Annotated in this window: 10 protein-coding genes; 7 read left to right on the top strand and 3 right to left on the bottom strand. The window is 53.8% G+C overall.

Going from position 1 to position 15,658, the window contains the following annotated elements:
• Positions 1-34 precede the first annotated feature (34 nt).
• Genes MKY96_RS12705 through MKY96_RS12695 form a run of 3 tightly spaced genes read right to left on the bottom strand, consistent with a single transcriptional unit; the run spans position 35 to position 2,891 of the window.
• Positions 35-733, bottom strand: coding sequence for a LutC/YkgG family protein (locus MKY96_RS12705; RefSeq protein WP_340940813.1), 699 nt, complete (start codon positions 731-733; stop codon positions 35-37).
• Positions 730-2,157: a LutB/LldF family L-lactate oxidation iron-sulfur protein gene (locus tag MKY96_RS12700; protein WP_340940811.1), complete on the bottom strand. Its 1,428-nt coding sequence runs from the start codon at positions 2,155-2,157 to the stop codon at positions 730-732. Before MKY96_RS12700 ends, MKY96_RS12705 begins: the two co-directional genes overlap by 4 nt.
• On the bottom strand, positions 2,154-2,891 hold the full coding sequence (locus tag MKY96_RS12695) for a (Fe-S)-binding protein (protein WP_340940810.1): 738 nt from the start codon (positions 2,889-2,891) through the stop codon (positions 2,154-2,156). Before MKY96_RS12695 ends, MKY96_RS12700 begins: the two co-directional genes overlap by 4 nt.
• Positions 2,892-3,082: 191 nt before the next feature.
• On the opposite strand from MKY96_RS12695, the gene aldA reads away from it, so the two are divergent.
• The 7 genes from aldA to MKY96_RS12660 all read left to right on the top strand — a co-directional run bounded on the left by aldA (position 3,083) and on the right by MKY96_RS12660 (position 15,623).
• A complete protein-coding gene (gene aldA, locus MKY96_RS12690; protein ID WP_340940808.1) occupies positions 3,083-4,528 on the top strand; it encodes an aldehyde dehydrogenase in 1,446 nt (481 codons plus the stop codon).
• A gap of 278 nt (positions 4,529-4,806) precedes the next feature.
• On the top strand, positions 4,807-7,452 hold the full coding sequence (locus MKY96_RS12685) for a glycoside hydrolase family 2 protein (protein ID WP_340940806.1): 2,646 nt from the start codon (positions 4,807-4,809) through the stop codon (positions 7,450-7,452).
• Positions 7,445-9,550 (top strand): alpha/beta hydrolase family protein, encoded by a 2,106-nt coding sequence (locus MKY96_RS12680; RefSeq protein ID WP_340940804.1) that lies wholly within the window; start codon positions 7,445-7,447, stop codon positions 9,548-9,550. Before MKY96_RS12685 ends, MKY96_RS12680 begins: the two co-directional genes overlap by 8 nt.
• Before the next feature lie 141 nt (positions 9,551-9,691).
• Positions 9,692-10,624, top strand: coding sequence for a carbohydrate ABC transporter permease (locus tag MKY96_RS12675; RefSeq protein ID WP_340940803.1), 933 nt, complete (start codon positions 9,692-9,694; stop codon positions 10,622-10,624).
• Between the two features lie 5 nt (positions 10,625-10,629).
• Positions 10,630-11,514, top strand: coding sequence for a carbohydrate ABC transporter permease (locus MKY96_RS12670; protein ID WP_340940801.1), 885 nt, complete (start codon positions 10,630-10,632; stop codon positions 11,512-11,514).
• Between the two features lie 139 nt (positions 11,515-11,653).
• Positions 11,654-13,081, top strand: a complete 1,428-nt coding sequence (locus tag MKY96_RS12665) for an ABC transporter substrate-binding protein (protein WP_340940800.1) — start codon at positions 11,654-11,656, stop codon at positions 13,079-13,081.
• Between the two features lie 79 nt (positions 13,082-13,160).
• Entirely contained in the window at positions 13,161-15,623 is a 2,463-nt protein-coding gene (locus tag MKY96_RS12660; RefSeq protein WP_340940799.1) for an alpha-L-rhamnosidase-related protein, read from the top strand.
• Positions 15,624-15,658: the final 35 nt, after the last annotated feature.

The following is a 15,658-nucleotide window of genomic DNA, read 5'->3' as shown; positions in this document are numbered from 1 at the left end:
GCTGCTATACCGTCCTTAAGGGACAGAATTCGTTCTAAATAAGCACATAAGTAGCCCTCAGCGGTCCATGCACCCCGACCACCAGCTTCATTTCAATATCTGCGGAATTGGAGGGACCGGAGATGAAATTAATCGATGAACCCACCGGTTCTCCCGCCTGAATTCTACGGTTAAACGCTGCGGCGGCATCCGTTGAGCGAAGCACCAGCCGTTCACGTTCAATCACCGCAATATAATGGGCGGGGAGGAAATGGAGCGACCGTCCCTGATCGGGGCGGCTCTCCACCACAACCGTTCCAGATTCCGCAAGTGCGCAGTCGGCGAAGACAATGGCTGTATTCGCCGATTCAGCACGCCTGATATTCTCCGCCCGTCCCGCCGCTTCCTCCCATACGGCAGCATCCGGAAAGGCCAGCCCGTACTCCCTGAACCGGGGATCACCGGAAGTCATCACGTTCCCGCCGCCATTTGCCTCTAACAGATCATCTAACGTTCTCTGCAGCAGCTCCCGCGTCGTTTCGATTACCTGAGTGTGGATGAAGAAGCATTGCTCCTTAAGCATCTCTACAAGATCCTCCTGGGTAAGCGCGCCGTAGCTGTCAGGAATGAACTCCTGGATCGCAGGCCGCTGAACCTCTGACTTCCGTGCCCGGCCCAGTTTGGCGGCAATGGTATTCAGAAAAGCCTCCTTATTCGTATTCATCTTCATATTCGTGTTCGCGGATGCTGTCATTGCTCTGCCCCTCCTTTGCGCTTCTCCAACCACACCCGGAAGCTGTCCTGCGGCTTGACGGGCTGCTTCAGGTCGCGCGAATGAATCCACCCCTGAATAATTGCCGGCCCCCGTACAATACGTCCGTGCTTGCTCATGATCCGGCTGGCGGAATGAGCTAGTCTGAGGGTTTTGCCGAACAAGGCAGGGGAGGAGAGCAGCTTGGCGGCTGCCTTCATCTGGAATCGGTCAGCAGCGCCGGTTCTCTTCTGCTTCACTATGTTCTGACGGTGCATAATGAGCTGCTCATGCAGCGGGATTTTTACTGGGCAGACATCGGTACACGCCCCGCAGAGACTGGACGCATACGGAAGCTCCTTATAATCGTCATAACCGCCAAGCAGCGGGGTTATGACTGCCCCAATCGGCCCCGGATAGATCGAGCCGTAAGCATGACCGCCGATATGACGGTAGACCGGACAGACATTCAGACAGGCACCGCAGCGGATACACTGTAAGGCTTCGTTGAATTCACTCCCGAGAATATCGGAGCGGCCGTTATCGACGACCACCAGATGGAATTCCTCCGGCCCGTCGGTCTCACCCGCCGCTGAGGGACCCATGACCGTGATATAGCTGGTCAGCTTCTGGCCGACAGCACTGCGGCAGAGCAGATTATCCAGGATCTCCATTTCCTCCAGGGTCGGCACAATCCGCTCCATGCCCATAACTGCGATATGCGTCTTGGGGATCGCAGCGGTGAGATCTCCGTTCCCTTCATTCGTGACGAGATTAATTGCGCCCAGGTTGGCGATGGCGAAATTACAGCCCGTAATCCCGACCTCCGCATCCAGGAACTTCTGGCGCAGGACGGTGCGGGCGAACCCGGCCAGTTTCTCCGGCGTCTCGTCGCCGGTATATCCGAGCTTCTCTGCGAAGACGCGTCTGATCTGCTCCCGGTCTTTATGCAGTGCAGGGGCTACGATATGGGAGGGAGGGTCCCAGTCATCCATTTGCAGAATGTACTCTCCCAGATCGGTCTCAATCAGCTCGCAACCGGCTTCAAGCAGCACACGGTTCAGTTCAATCTCCTCAGTAACCATGGACTTGGATTTGACGATTCGCGTCGCCTGCTTGCGTACAATAACATCCCGTATATAACTGCTGGCCTCTTCCTTGGTTGCGGCAAAATAGATATGTCCGCCTTGCCGCTCAATATTATCCGCAAGCTGCTCCAGATAAAAATCCAGATTCGCCAGCGTATGCTGACGGATAAGCTGGCCGACCGACCGCCACTTCTCCCAATCTCCTAATGCGGTAGCCGCGGTCAGCCGCCTAGTCTTAAGGCTGTCCTGTGCCGCCCCCACGGCACTGCGCATGAAGGAATCCCCAAGGCCCTCCGAGGTCCGCTCGCTGAAGTTACGTGAATCCGTTTGCAGGCTCAAGTCAGTTCCCCCCTTTGCGTATGCTGGTTCAGCACCTCTGCAATATGCATCACCCGTACCGGCTCACCCTTGCGGGACAGGCGCCCGCCGATGTTCATCAGGCAGCCCATATCTGCACTGATCAGGATATTCGCTCCGGTATCCAGCACACAGCCGCATTTCTCATCGGCCATCTGCCCGGAGATTTCAGGCATCTTCACTGCAAAAGTTCCGCCGAATCCGCAGCAGTTGTCGCTGTTCTTAAGCGGCTCAAGCTTCAGTCCCTTCACCTGCTCCAGCAGCTGGAAGGGAGTCTCCTTCTCGCCCAGCAGCCTCGTCATATGGCAGGAGCGGTGGTAGGTGGCCGTACCTTCGAGCGTGGCACCGACATCAGTGACACCCAGCACTTTTACAATGAACTGGGTGAGTTCATACGATTTTTCTTTTAGCGCAACCGCTTTCAATTCCCAGTCCGGGTCACCGCTGAAGATCTTCGGATATTCATGAAACATAGCGATGCAGGAACCGGACGGACCTACAACATAATCCGAAGCCTCGAAGGCCAGCATCATGTTCTGCATAGCAAGCTTAGATTCCTGCAAGTAACCGCTGTTGTACGTAGGCTGGCCGCAGCAGACCTGTGAAGCGGGGTAATCAATCTCGCAGCCGAGCCGCTCTAGCACCTCCACCATGGCAATACCGGCGTTCGGAGCCATAAGATCTACCAGACAAGTGGAAAAAATACTGACTCGCACTCCCATCCCTCCCATCAATGAAAACTTATACTCACAGCTTAACTCAACAAGTCAATGAAAAACAACACAAAAACAAATAAAAAATGTGAAACTTATTGACAATAAATATTGATAGCGTTTACACTATGGGTGGGTAATTGGAGAAATGGAATAATCTACAATGGGATAATCTACCTTGAGGGGGATGAACAGTGACCAAGCATTTGATGTATATCAACGGCCAATTTACGGAATCCGAAGGCAAAGAGTGGATGGAAGTGACCAATCCGGCAACCGATGAAGTCATCTCACAGGTTCCTAAGGCAACCAGAAATGATGTTATACGTGCCATTGATGCAGCGGAGCAGGCCCAGGCAGCGTGGGAGGAGACTCCGGCGGTAGAGCGCGGCAAGTATTTGCATGCGATTGCTGACGGCATTCGGGCAGAGGCGGACAGCATCGCCAGGCTGATCTCGGAGGAAGTCGGCAAGACCCTGGAATTATCCACCGTAGAGGTTCATTTCACTGCGGATTATTTGGACTATATGGCGGAATGGGCACGGCGTTATGAAGGGGAGATCGTGCAGAGCGACCGTGATAATGAGCATATTTTTGTATTCAAAAGAGCGATTGGCGTCACCACGGGCATTCTGCCCTGGAACTTCCCGTTCTTCCTGATCGCGAGGAAAATGGCCCCGGCGCTCATCACCGGCAACACGATTGTCGTGAAGCCCAGCGCGGAATCTCCAAACAATGCCATGGCGTTCAGCCGGATCGTGGATCAGGCCGGATTGCCTAAGGGGGTATTCAACCTTATTACTGGCAGAGGTACGGAAGTGGGCAACGAGCTGTCCAGTAATGCCAAGGTAGGCATGGTTAGTCTTACAGGCAGCGTACCGGCAGGGCAGAAGGTTATGGAGGCGGCGGCTGAGAATATCATCAAGGTCAGCTTGGAGCTGGGCGGTAAAGCGCCTGCTATCGTAATGAAGGATGCCGACCTGGAGCTGGCTGTTCAGGCGATTGTGGCTTCCCGGGTCATTAATACAGGTCAGGTCTGCAACTGTGCGGAGCGTGTCTATGTCCATGAAGAGATCAAGGAGGAGTTCACCACTCGGCTGGTTGAAGCGATGAAGGCCGTGAAGTACGGAGACCCGCTTAAGGACACGGACATCCAGATGGGACCGCTCATCAACAAGGCGGCGCAGGAATCGGTGCAGCAGAAGGTGGACCGGGCCGTTCAGGAAGGGGCTAAGATTGCCCTGGGCGGTAAAAAGGTAGAAGGAACCGGCAGCTTCTTCGAGCCGACAGTGATCACAGATGCTACGAATGAGATGGAGATTGTGCAGGATGAGATTTTCGGTCCGGTCATCCCCGTCATTTCATTCTCTACCCTGGATGAGGCGATTGCCCTCGCGAATGACAGTGAGTTCGGCTTAACCTCATCGCTATATACGCAGAATCTGAATGTTGCCATGAAAGTCATCAAGCGGCTGAAATACGGGGAGACGTACATCAACCGCGAGAATTTCGAAGCGATGCAGGGCTTCCATGCAGGCTGGAGAAAATCGGGCATCGGCGGCGCTGACGGCAAGCACGGCTTGAACGAGTACCTGCAGACGCATGTCGTCTACCTGCAGTATGATAAGTCGGTTAACTGAGTGACTTCATAATTAACGCATATAAGAGAAATGCTCCCATGCAGTTTGGGAGCATTTTTTTGTGTGAAGGTAAGAAGTTATAGGTTTGTCCGCAATTGAGCAGATTCACAAACGATTTCACAGATTTGGGGGCCTTCGGATTCGGGAACCCGGTGCTATCATTGGTAATGAAACGGTGAGCATTGTGGATTGTAAGCGCATTAACGGGCTGGCGCCAGAGCCGTTCTTGGCTATACACAGCGCCACATTATCAGGGTTTGGGGGGGACGGGAGAAGCTATGAAGGAAATTCTGCTGAATGAAATGAACTGGGAAGTCAAAGGATACTGGCCTTGGGTGCCGCTGAAGGGTACAAGTATGGAGCTTGGCCAGGAATTAATGGGGGTCACCGGCTGGATGCCGGCAACGGTGCCGGGGGGAGTTCATTACGATCTCTACAGACAGGGCTTGATTGCCAATCCCTATGAAGACTTGAACAGCTTGAGCTGCGAATGGGTAGAGAATCGCTGGTGGGTGTACCGTACGACCTTGCAGCAACCAGAGTTGAAGGGGGCGAGAGTGGAGCTGGTCTTCCAGGGACTCGATTATGAAGCAGCGGTATACGCTGATCATATCCTGCTTGGGGAGCATACGGGAATGTTTGAGCCGGCTGTGTTTGATGTCACAGAGCTGCTCTCCGTCCGGGAGAACCTTGAAATTTCCGTGCTTCTGAAGCAGGCGCCCGATGAAATGGGGCAAATCGGCAAAACCTCGGCCACCTTCACGCAAAAGAGCCGTTTCAATTATAAGTGGGATTTCTCTACCCGGCTGGTTAACGTTGGAATCTGGGATGATGTGTTGCTAAGGATACATGAGGATTACTCGTGGGGCGAAATGTCCATCACAACCGATGCTGAGTTTGAAGAGGACGGCAGCACTCAGGTTACTGGCAGGATTGAAATACAGGCAGCCGTCCCATCCTTGGCTGGAGTTGAATCTGCCCGGAAACTGACGGCGAATATCACCTGCTCTGATCCCGGAGGTAATCTGCTGCTGATGCAGACGCATCCCGTCTGTGCTGGAGCGATGCTCAAGACCGCGCTGGATATCCCTGAACCGGAGCTATGGTATCCGAACGGTTACGGAGCGCAGCCGCTCTACAGCCTTGAACTGAAGCTGCTGGATGAAGCCGGGGAGGAGCTGGATACGCGGGTTATAAGAACCGGAATCCGCAAGCTTGATTATATCCGCAACGTTGACAGTCCTGACAATGCTCTGCCCTACACGGTGGTAATCAACCGCCGCAGGATCTACATGAAAGGGGTGAATATGACCCCTCTGGACCATCTCTACGGAAATGTATCCGTTGAACAGTATCAGCTGATGGTCCGTTTAATGAGAGCGGCTCATGTTAATCTTGTCCGGGTATGGGGCGGCGGGATCATTGAGAAGCAGGTCTTCTATGACCTATGCGATGCGAACGGCATTATGGTCTGGCAGGAATTCATCCAGTCGAGCTCGGGAATTGACAATATTCCTTCCAAGCAGCCGGAGTTCCTTGAACTGCTGCGCAGGTCCGCCCGCTCAGCACTCAAGGCGAAGCGCAATCATGTCGCCATGACGATATGGAGCGGCGGCAATGAGTTAATGAGCGAGCCGAATAAGCCTTCGGACTTAAGCGATTCCAATCTGGCGATGCTGAAGGAACTGGTCGAGCAGTATGATCCGCAGCGGCTGTTCCTTCCAACCTCGGCTTCGGGTCCGGTGGAGTATATTACCGAGACTAAGGGCCAGGGACATGATGTTCATGGTCACTGGAAGTACATGGGTAACCCGTATCACTACGAGTTATACGGCAGCAACGACAATCTGCTGCACAGTGAATTCGGGGCAGACGGGCTGAGCTCACTCAAGAGTCTGGAGAAGTTCCTGGGGGCAGACAGCCGCCAGCCGGTCTCCATGGAGAATAGTGCAGTCTGGAGACATCACGGGGAGTGGTGGGATACGCTGAGCCGGGATGAAGAAATATTCGGCAGCCTGACGGATCTGGCACAATTCTCCGCCTGCAGCCAGTGGATTCAGGCGGAGGGCATCCGCTTCGTGCTGGAGGCCAACCGGCGGCGCAAGTTCCGGAACAGCGGAAGTATTGTCTGGCAGCTCAACGAACCCTGGCCGAACGTGTCCTGTACCAATCTGGTCGATTATTATGGTGAACCGAAGATGGCCTACCACTGGATGAAGATAGCCTTCCGTCCACTGCATGTATCGCTGGACTACCGGAGTCTGCTGCTTACACCCGGTACCGGTTTCCACGGAGATGTATATGTACATGGCTGGGAAGGGGACAGGTTTGAAGCGGATGCGGAGGTCTTGGATGCTGCGGGCCGGAGCTTGCACCGGCAAAAATTCGTAATCCGAGGAGACAGAGACCGGGCAGTCTGCGCCGGGAGCCTGAATTTCACAGTACCTGAGCAGGAGGACCGGTTATATTTCGTCAGATTGTCCTTCGTGAACTGTGAAGAAGAACCGCAGCAGAATGTATATGTATTCTCTACCGCCAGGCAGCATCTGTACGCATCAGCGTTAACGCTTACAGGCGGCAATCTTCAGGTACGCCAGGAGAATAGATGGCTGCCCGCTGTTACTGGAGAGCCGAATCTGCAAGCCAGCTTCACGGTAGCTAATACAGGCAGTGAAGCGTTGCTGCATGTACATGCTGAAGAGGAGGGGAACCGCTACTGGCTGGAAGCAGACGAGCAGTTCCTGACCTTGTTCCCGGGTGAGGCAAGAACGGTGACGGTGACCTGTACGCCGAAGCAGGCGGGAGGATTCCTGGCAGGGGAGAATCACAGCATCTCCGATGACCTGCCGGATATTCAATTCAAATCGTTCCTGAGTGCCCAGGGCACAAGCAAACCGGATGGAGGACAGGAGAATCATGAGTAAACCATTGTGTTTTGTACCAGGGCCATTCGTACCGCTAAGCCGGTACGTTCAAGCCGGCGGGCATGAGCCCGTCACCATTCCGGTAAGCCGGGCAGTGGCGGAGTATTTAAGACGGCATCACTCCATTCTGAAGCTGGCCTGTCAGCGCAGCGGCGAGGTGACCTACCTTAACGCAAAGTGGTCCACCCTGTATGAAGATACCGTTGAAGTTGAAGCTGAATCAGCAGGGAACAGCAATACAGCTGAAGGCGTGTTCGTACTTGTCAGCCCGCTGCTTACCAATATGTTTCCAGTCGTATCGCACTGGGATAACCATTCAGCAGAGGGAGGAGGCAGGTTCCGCTATGGAGGAACAGACGGCATTGGAAAGCTGCGCATGGACGAAGCGGGGGAGCAGGTTATTTCCGAGCATGTAAGGCTATATAACAGCGACGCGGACAGCCCTTATGTATATAACACTGAAGATTATGAGCTGTTTGGGGAAGGTGAAGCGGAGAAAACACTGAAAACTCCCCAATTCGAGCACTACATCGGGGACCGCTACAGTCTCTATGCAGTCGATGATTTGGTTGCGGTATCCTTGAGTGACCGTATGCTCAAGACCTTCGGATATCCTGTGGTCTTCATTAATGAATCCAGAGAAGAAGGGGCACTGGTAGATGATGCACCTGTATTCCAGCTGATCAGCAACAGTCTGCTGGTTTCGGAGAACCGCCATAGCCTGGCTTCCTATCTTCTCCCGCCTTATTGGAATCGGGCGAACGCCAAGAGGTATCCGCTGCTGTTCAATGGTTATTACGACGCCAATGAGAACACCTTCAGTACCGTGGGACCTTCCTTTCTGGAGATCATAGGCAAGACGCTGGCCAGCACGGGCCAGGGAGTGGTTGGCATTCTCTGGAACGGGGGAGGCTACATCGGAAGCCGTTCCCTGCAAGGCTCAATCTATGGAGGGATCGGGGCGGCAATTGCCAGAGCCCGGGACCACTATGGCGGTGATGCAGACCAGGTAGTGGCAGTAGGAGGTTCACGCGGCGGATTGACAGCACTGCTGGCCGGAGGCAACCCGCACCGGCTGCCTTACCGGGTACGTTACACACTATGCTATGCACCGCCGCTGATTCTTAACGGACTTACCCGTGAGTATGCGGAAGGCGCCTGCCCGCTGATCTGGCATGTAGCAGAGGTGGACACCGGTTACCGCGATATCTGGAAGGATAACTGGAGGCATCCGGAGACCGGCAGTACCGCAATTGAGACTCTTCTGTGGACACTTACAGGCGAAAGTGACCCTGGCCGTCTGAAGGAAACTGCCGGACTGGAATCCGAGTTCTTCCTGTCGGGGCTGAAGGCGGGCGGTACGAAGCTGCTGATCAACCACGGGACACATGATGCCTTCACTCTGAGCCGGTTCAGCTTTGCTTTTGCCGCACAGGTCCGAAGCTATGGCATTCCGCTGCGTCATGAGATTGGCTACCGTTTCGGCCATAACAACTGTACGGATCTTTACGAACAGGCAGCCCTATGCCTGAAGGCTCTGCTGCAGGATCAGGAGCTTGACTTCACCGGGACGGTGCATTACCGCAGACGCAGTCCGGCTGCAGGGGAATGGGAACAGGCTGAACGGTTCAGTCCGGCCCATCAGCCGGTTTTTCTGGAGGCACCGAAGTTAGTACCCGCAGGCAGTCCGGTAGCTTGGACACTGTATGGAGAGCAAGGCATGGAATACCGGCTGGAGCTGGAGAGCCTGGATCAGCAGGCATGGGAACAGAACAAGCAAGTGATCATAAACAAGCGCATCACCCTTGCGTCCGGGGTATTGCCGGACAAGCGGCATCCCCTTGAAGTCTGCTCATGGCAGGAGGGGATAAGCCCATCCACTGACGGATTAAGTGCAGGTTATTATCTGTACGGGCTAACCTACAGGCTGAGGGGCGAACTGGACTGGACCGAAGTCTCACCTTCTCGGGTGCCGCAGCCGGGTGTAGAGCCGCAGTCGCTTCTCCGCATTCTGGAGGAACAGCCTAATCCGGCTAGCGAGGCCTTCCGCGCGGAAGCGGCTGTGCTGTGCATCAGCTCCGGGCTGTCTGAAGCCTGAGTAATACGTAGCTTTACAAACGCTTTCGCAGGGTTACCGGATTTCAGGTTTCAGGAGGAAGCGCTATCATTTAGGTATAACACCGATACAACGCCTGACCCGAGTGAATCAATAGCTTCGGGAGGAAGGAAGGACAGGAGCATGATTGGAAGAATCACTGAACCACAGCCTTTTATGGCTAAGAAGAAGAACGGGAATCCTGTGCGGCGTCTGCTCAGAGATTGGTCATCCTGGATACTGATAGTGCCAACAGTGTTTGTCTTTTTCTTTTTTTCCTGGCAACCGCTCGTCAAAGGGATTGTGCTCTCTTTTTTCAACACCGAGGGTTATAATGCCGTTAGTTTTGCCGGACTGCAGAACTACAAGGATGTGATTCAGAATTCGGCATTTCAGCAGACGCTGACCAATTCATTTATGTATGTGATCTGGTCGCTGCTGATCGGCTTTGCCGTCCCGATTGTAGTCGCTGTTGTGATTAATGAACTCAGACACGGGAAGTCATTTTTCCGTTTTTCCGTCTTTTTTCCAAGTATGGTTCCCGGTATTGCCGCTTCAATGTTATGGATGTTCCTGTTTGAGCCCGGAGAAGGCGGTCTGCTGAATAGTATGCTCAGTGCCTTGGGCTTCCCGGTACAGCAGTGGCTCCAGGACCCGAAGATGACCATTATGCTGATTATATTCACAATCACCTGGCGGAATTTCGGAGGGACGGTGCTGCTCTATCTGGCAAGCCTTCAGAGCATCAATCATGATCTGTATGAAGCAGCTTCGATCGACGGGGCCAATGTATGGCGGCGCTTCAGAAGCATTACCCTTCCGCAAATCTCCAGCATGATCGGACTGATGATGATTCTGCAGATCAGCGGGGTATTTCAGATCTTCAATGAACCGCTGGTCATGACTGAGGGCGGACCGAATAATGCCTCAATGACGTTGATGCTCCAAAGCTATTATTATGCGTTCCGGAGTTTTGAAGCAGGCCATTCCATGGCGCTGGGGGTTATTACTTTTCTTATCCTGATGGTGCTTACCGTTATTTATTTCAGGCTGGATAAGAAATTGAACAGGGAGTAGAAGCCATGAAAACAAATGAAGCTTACGGCATTATCGGCAATATTGAATACAGATCACCCTGGGTGCGACTGCTCTACTGGAGCTTGTTCCTTCTGATGCTTGCGCTCGCCGCCGTCTGTATCCTGCCTCCCGTCTGGATTATGGTCTCAAGCCTGAAGGACATTAAGGAGTTCTATGCGATTCCGCCTACCTTGATTCCCCGCACCTTTGATATCAGCAAGCTGTGGGAGACCTGGCAGGAGTTCAATTTTCTCAGTTACTATCTGAATACCGCTTACCTGGCTGCCGGTTCTGTACTGTTCTGTCTTACCTTTAACGGGCTGGCCGGGTATTTCTTCTCCAAGCTGAAGCCGCGCGGGAGCGCGCTCTTGTTCGTGCTGATTGTATGGACGATGATGGTTCCGAATACGGTGGGAATGGTGCCGCTGTTCAAGAACCTGATTGATTTTCCGCTGCTGCATGTGAATCTGACCAATACCTTCTGGCCGATGTGGTTCATGGCTGCTGTGAATCCGGTGGTGATTCTGATCTTCAAGAACTTCTTCGACTCTATTCCACAGGCACTGCTGGAAGCGGCCAAGATAGACGGAGCGAGCACCATCGGCATCTTTATCCGGGTGATCCTTCCGCTCAGCGGCCCGGTCATGGCTACGATTACGATCCTTACGATGAATAGTGTATGGCAGGATTTCTTCTGGCCCTTCATGGTACTGAAGGATAAATCGACCTGGTCGGTCATTGTGGCCATCTATAATTTGAAAGCGACATTACCGCAGGACATTCAGTTTATTGCCCTGACGTTTGCTATTCTGCCGCCGATTCTGCTGTTTATTTTTTTCCAAAGGTACATTATGAACGGGCAAGCCTTCGGCGGCAGCATCAAAGGTTAATGTCACCCGATCACAAACCATTTCACAGTTTTGCCCCGTAGGGCGCTCTAAAGGGCGCATGGTAAGATGATCTCAGAATTAAAGAAAGCGCTTTACAAAATGCAGAATTGCTATAAGAATAATTCTAGGGGGAATTACATTGAGAATGGCACACACCAAGAAACTAACCGCAACACTGGCGCTCACACTGCTGCTTACTGCCGGACTGGCCGGCTGCGGCGGCTCCAATGAAGGGAAAACAGGCGGGAGCGGAAATGCAGCAGCCGGCAAACAGGTTACGATTAAGGTCAGTAACTGGCCGAAGCCGAATGAGGAAGCCAAGATCGCCCAGTATGAACAGCTCATGGCGAAGATGAAAACTAATTATCCGAACATTACGGTGGATAAGGATGAATGGGGCTACGACGTCAGCTCGTTCCTGCCTAAAGCTGCGAGCGGGCAGCTTCCAACGGTATATGAGACCTTTTTCACCGAAACAAGCAAAATCATCAAAGCTAATTACGCAGCGGATATCACGGACATGATGAAGAAGTATGGATATGACAAGGCCATTAACCCGGATCTTCTAAAAATGGTGACCAAGGACGGCAAGTATTACGGGATTCCGAAGGACGGCTATGTCATCGGCATGCTCTACAATGTGAATCTTTTCAAGGAAGCGGGCCTTCTGGATGATAAGGGGATTCCGAAGTTCCCCAAAACATATGAGGAGCTGGCGGAAACTGCGCAGATCATCAAGCAAAAGACCGGCAAAGCCGGAATGTTCCTGCCGACGAAGAGCGGCCAGGGCGGCTGGATGTTCATGAATATTGCCTGGGCTTACGGTGCGGAATTCGAGAAGCAGGTTGACGGTAAATGGAAGGCTGTATTCAATTCTCCCGAGGCGGCTGCAGCTCTGCAATATGTTAAGGATTTGAAATGGAAATACAATGTGCTGCCGGATAACAATCTGGTGGATGTGACCAATGACATGTTCCGTATGCTCGGCACCGATCAGGTTGCCATGAGCTTCGGCACCAACGACTGGCCTCCGGTCATCCAGCAGCAGACCAAGATGTCCAAGGACAATATTGCCATGTCAGCACTGCCTGTAGGACCGATTGGACAACCTGTTACCCTGCTGGGGGGCGGCCTGTATATGTTCTCGCCGAATGTAACACCAGAGCAGATTGATGCCGGATTCAAATGGCTGAAGACCTACGGGTTCACACCAGAATCATCAGAGGAGGCTCTGACCGGCTGGGATATCGAGAAGAAGACACTCAGCGATCAGGGATTGATCGTCGGCCCTTACGGGCTGCGGATCTGGACCGATGAGAAGCGTATAGGTGAGGAACAGAAAATTCTCGACAAATACAACAACGTGAATCTGGACATGTTCCGTGATTATATGGACAACGGCAGCAAGGGGATGCGGGCGGAGGAACCCGTCAATGCCCAGGAATTGTATCAGAAGCTGGATGTCGTGCTGCAATCCGTGCTAACAGATAAGAATGCAGATCCGCAGAAGATCCTGGACAAGGCGGCTGAAGAATTCCAGCGGGATTATCTCGATAAGGTAAAATAAAACGCAGTCAAACACCGGCGCCGTCCTTCTGAAGGGCGGCGATGCCGTTTATATGAAGGTGAAGGGAGATAGGGATAACATGGCAGCAAAAGAATGGGGAGACTGGAGCGCCCGCTGGATCTGGCTGCAGGAAGAGCAAGAAACTACGGACAGGGAAGCGCGGCATGAGCGGGTATATTTCCGCAGAGTGTTTGAGCTGCCAGCCGGTACCGGGAAGGCTTACAGTATGAATGTGGCCATTACCGCAGACAGCCGCTACAGGCTGTTCGTCAATGGGCAGCGCCAATGGGCCGGTCCTTGCAAGGGCCATGAACATGTACACTATTATGAGGAATACAGCCTGGAGGGCGTCCTGCAGCCGGGAATCAATGTGATTGCTGTTACTGTGGTTCATTATGCCGGGACCGCTCCCTTTGAAATGGGGGAAGACGGTCCTTTATCGGTATGGCGTTCAGAGCAAGGCGGTCTGCTTGTAGAAGCGGAGATTACAGCGGACGGGCAGCTTGTGCAGGAACTGCCTACAGATACCTCCTGGAAATGTATCCGGGATCACGGCTACCGGCTCCGCCCGTTTCCGATGATGCGCTGGATGGGCGGATTGGAGGAGACCGCAGGGGACACAGCACTCCGGGACTGGATGCTGCCGGAATATGATGACAGTGCCTGGAGTGCTGCCCGGGTGGTGCAGCCGGTAAGGGATGAATACGGTCAATTAACCCCCTGGCAGCTGGCCCGGCGTCCGGTTCCGCTGCTCTATGAGCAGGAACAATGCTTCCTGAAGCTGATGCGCAGCAGCTGCGGGGAGGGGGATGCCCTCTTCACGGCCGGGCATAGCCTGGAGCTGAAGAATGGAGCCGGATGCACTTCCTCTTCTATTGTAGTGCCTGCTCAAGGTGTACTTGTCCAGGCGGGAGAGCAGCTCTGGCTGGAGCTGGATGCAGCCGAGCTGACGACAGGTTATCCGCAGCTTAAGCTCCAGGGTGGCGGAGGCAGCCTCATTACACTCCAATACGCCGAATGCTACGAAGAAGAGACAGGGGATGAGGAAATCCGCCGCAAAGCCGTCCGCGATGAGATGAGGGAGCAGGTATTGCGGGGCGGTTACGACAGCTACCGGCCAGCCGGTTACGGTACAGAAGACCAGCCCGAAGTATATGAGCCTTTCTGGTTCCGTACCTTCCGTTATGTGAGGCTGGAGGTTCATGCCGGACACGAACCGCTGAGGATAACCGGACTCAGCTACAGGGAGACCGGTTATCCGCTCCAGCTGCAAGGAAGCTTTCACTGCTCGGATGAACGGTATAACCGCCTCTGGGAGCTGAGTGTGCGGACGCTCAGGCGCTGTATGCACGAGACCTATGAGGACACTCCCTATTATGAACAGCTGCAATACACTATGGATACCAAGCTGATGATGGAATTTACGTACCTGCTGTCAGGAGACGACAGGCTGGCCCGCAGGGCTATGGAGGATTACAGAGCCTCACAGCTGCCAAGCGGGATGCTGCAAAGCCGCTACCCCTCAGTGCTGCCCCAGGTCATTCCTTCCTTCTCTCTGTACTGGATCGGAATGATACATGATCACTACAGGTCCTTCAGGGATGTGGCTCTGGTGAAGCATTACCGGCCAGCCATGCTCTCAGTGCTGGATTGGTTCGATCAGCGGCTGACTCCGCAAGGACTGGTCGACCGGACTCCGCGCCAGTACTGGAATTATTACGACTGGGTAGAAGAATGGCCGCTCGGCGCACCGGATTGCACGAATCAGGCACCTGCCACCCTTATGAGTCTAATGTATGCTTTTACGCTGGGGCAAGCGGCTGAGCTGCTGGAAGCCAGCGGCTGGACACAGATTGCCGTTGAACTGCGCCAGCGCAAAGCCGCAGTCAACGCTGCGGTATTGGACAACTGCCGCCAAGCGGACGGTCCGTTCTTCCGCGACAGCCCGGAGGCAGGACCAGAGATACAGCTTAGCCAGCACACGCAGGTCTGGGCAGTGCTGGCCGGAACTGTGTCTGCTGCGGAAGGAGAGACTCTGCTGCAAACGGTACTGACCCATACGCCGATGGCTAAGCTCTCACTGCCGATGAGCTATTATCTGTTCCGCGCGCTGGAGCTTAGCGGAATGTATGACCAGTCTTTCGGGCTATGGGCACGCTGGTTGAAGCAGCTGGAGCTGGGGCTGACCACGCTTCCCGAGATCGACTCTGCCGACACCAGAAGCGACTGCCATGCCTGGAGCGCACTGCCGATTACTGAATTCACCAGAGGAATATTGGGGGTCCGGCAGGAAAATGATGGCATCGTCTTGCAGCCTCATTGCGGAGGGCTGCAAGACGCCAGCGGAGCCGTAAGCACAGAGCTGGGGCTTATATCCGTGAGCTGGGAGATCACTAGCGAGGCAGAGATTGAAGTGTTCCACTTGGAAGCCGTCTGGACAGCCGGCTCAGCCATTACTGTTATTCTGCCGAATGGAGAGGTACAGAAGACGGATGCCGGTTTGCTTGAAGTAGAGATCGACATTAGCGGCTTTAACTGCTAGTCTTATTTCAGCTCAGTACACTCTAACACCGGAAG

This window comes from Paenibacillus sp. FSL R7-0302 (genome assembly GCF_038006885.1).
Classification (GTDB): Bacteria; Bacillota; Bacilli; order Paenibacillales; family Paenibacillaceae; genus Paenibacillus_AQ.
Note: the sequence above shows the minus strand (reverse complement) of the source record. Positions and strands in the feature narration are given on the sequence as shown.

Bases quoted from the DNA above. Each gene is read 5' to 3' on its own strand.
- MKY96_RS12705 (WP_340940813.1), bottom strand. From the start codon at position 733: ATGACAGCATCCGCGAACACGAATATGAAGATGAATACGAATAAGGAG.
- MKY96_RS12685 (WP_340940806.1), top strand. From the start codon at position 4,807: ATGAAGGAAATTCTGCTGAATGAAATGAACTGGGAAGTCAAAGGATAC.
- MKY96_RS12680 (WP_340940804.1), top strand. From the start codon at position 7,445: ATGAGTAAACCATTGTGTTTTGTACCAGGGCCATTCGTACCGCTAAGC.
- MKY96_RS12675 (WP_340940803.1), top strand. From the start codon at position 9,692: ATGATTGGAAGAATCACTGAACCACAGCCTTTTATGGCTAAGAAGAAG.
- MKY96_RS12670 (WP_340940801.1), top strand. From the start codon at position 10,630: ATGAAAACAAATGAAGCTTACGGCATTATCGGCAATATTGAATACAGA.
- MKY96_RS12660 (WP_340940799.1), top strand. From the start codon at position 13,161: ATGGCAGCAAAAGAATGGGGAGACTGGAGCGCCCGCTGGATCTGGCTG.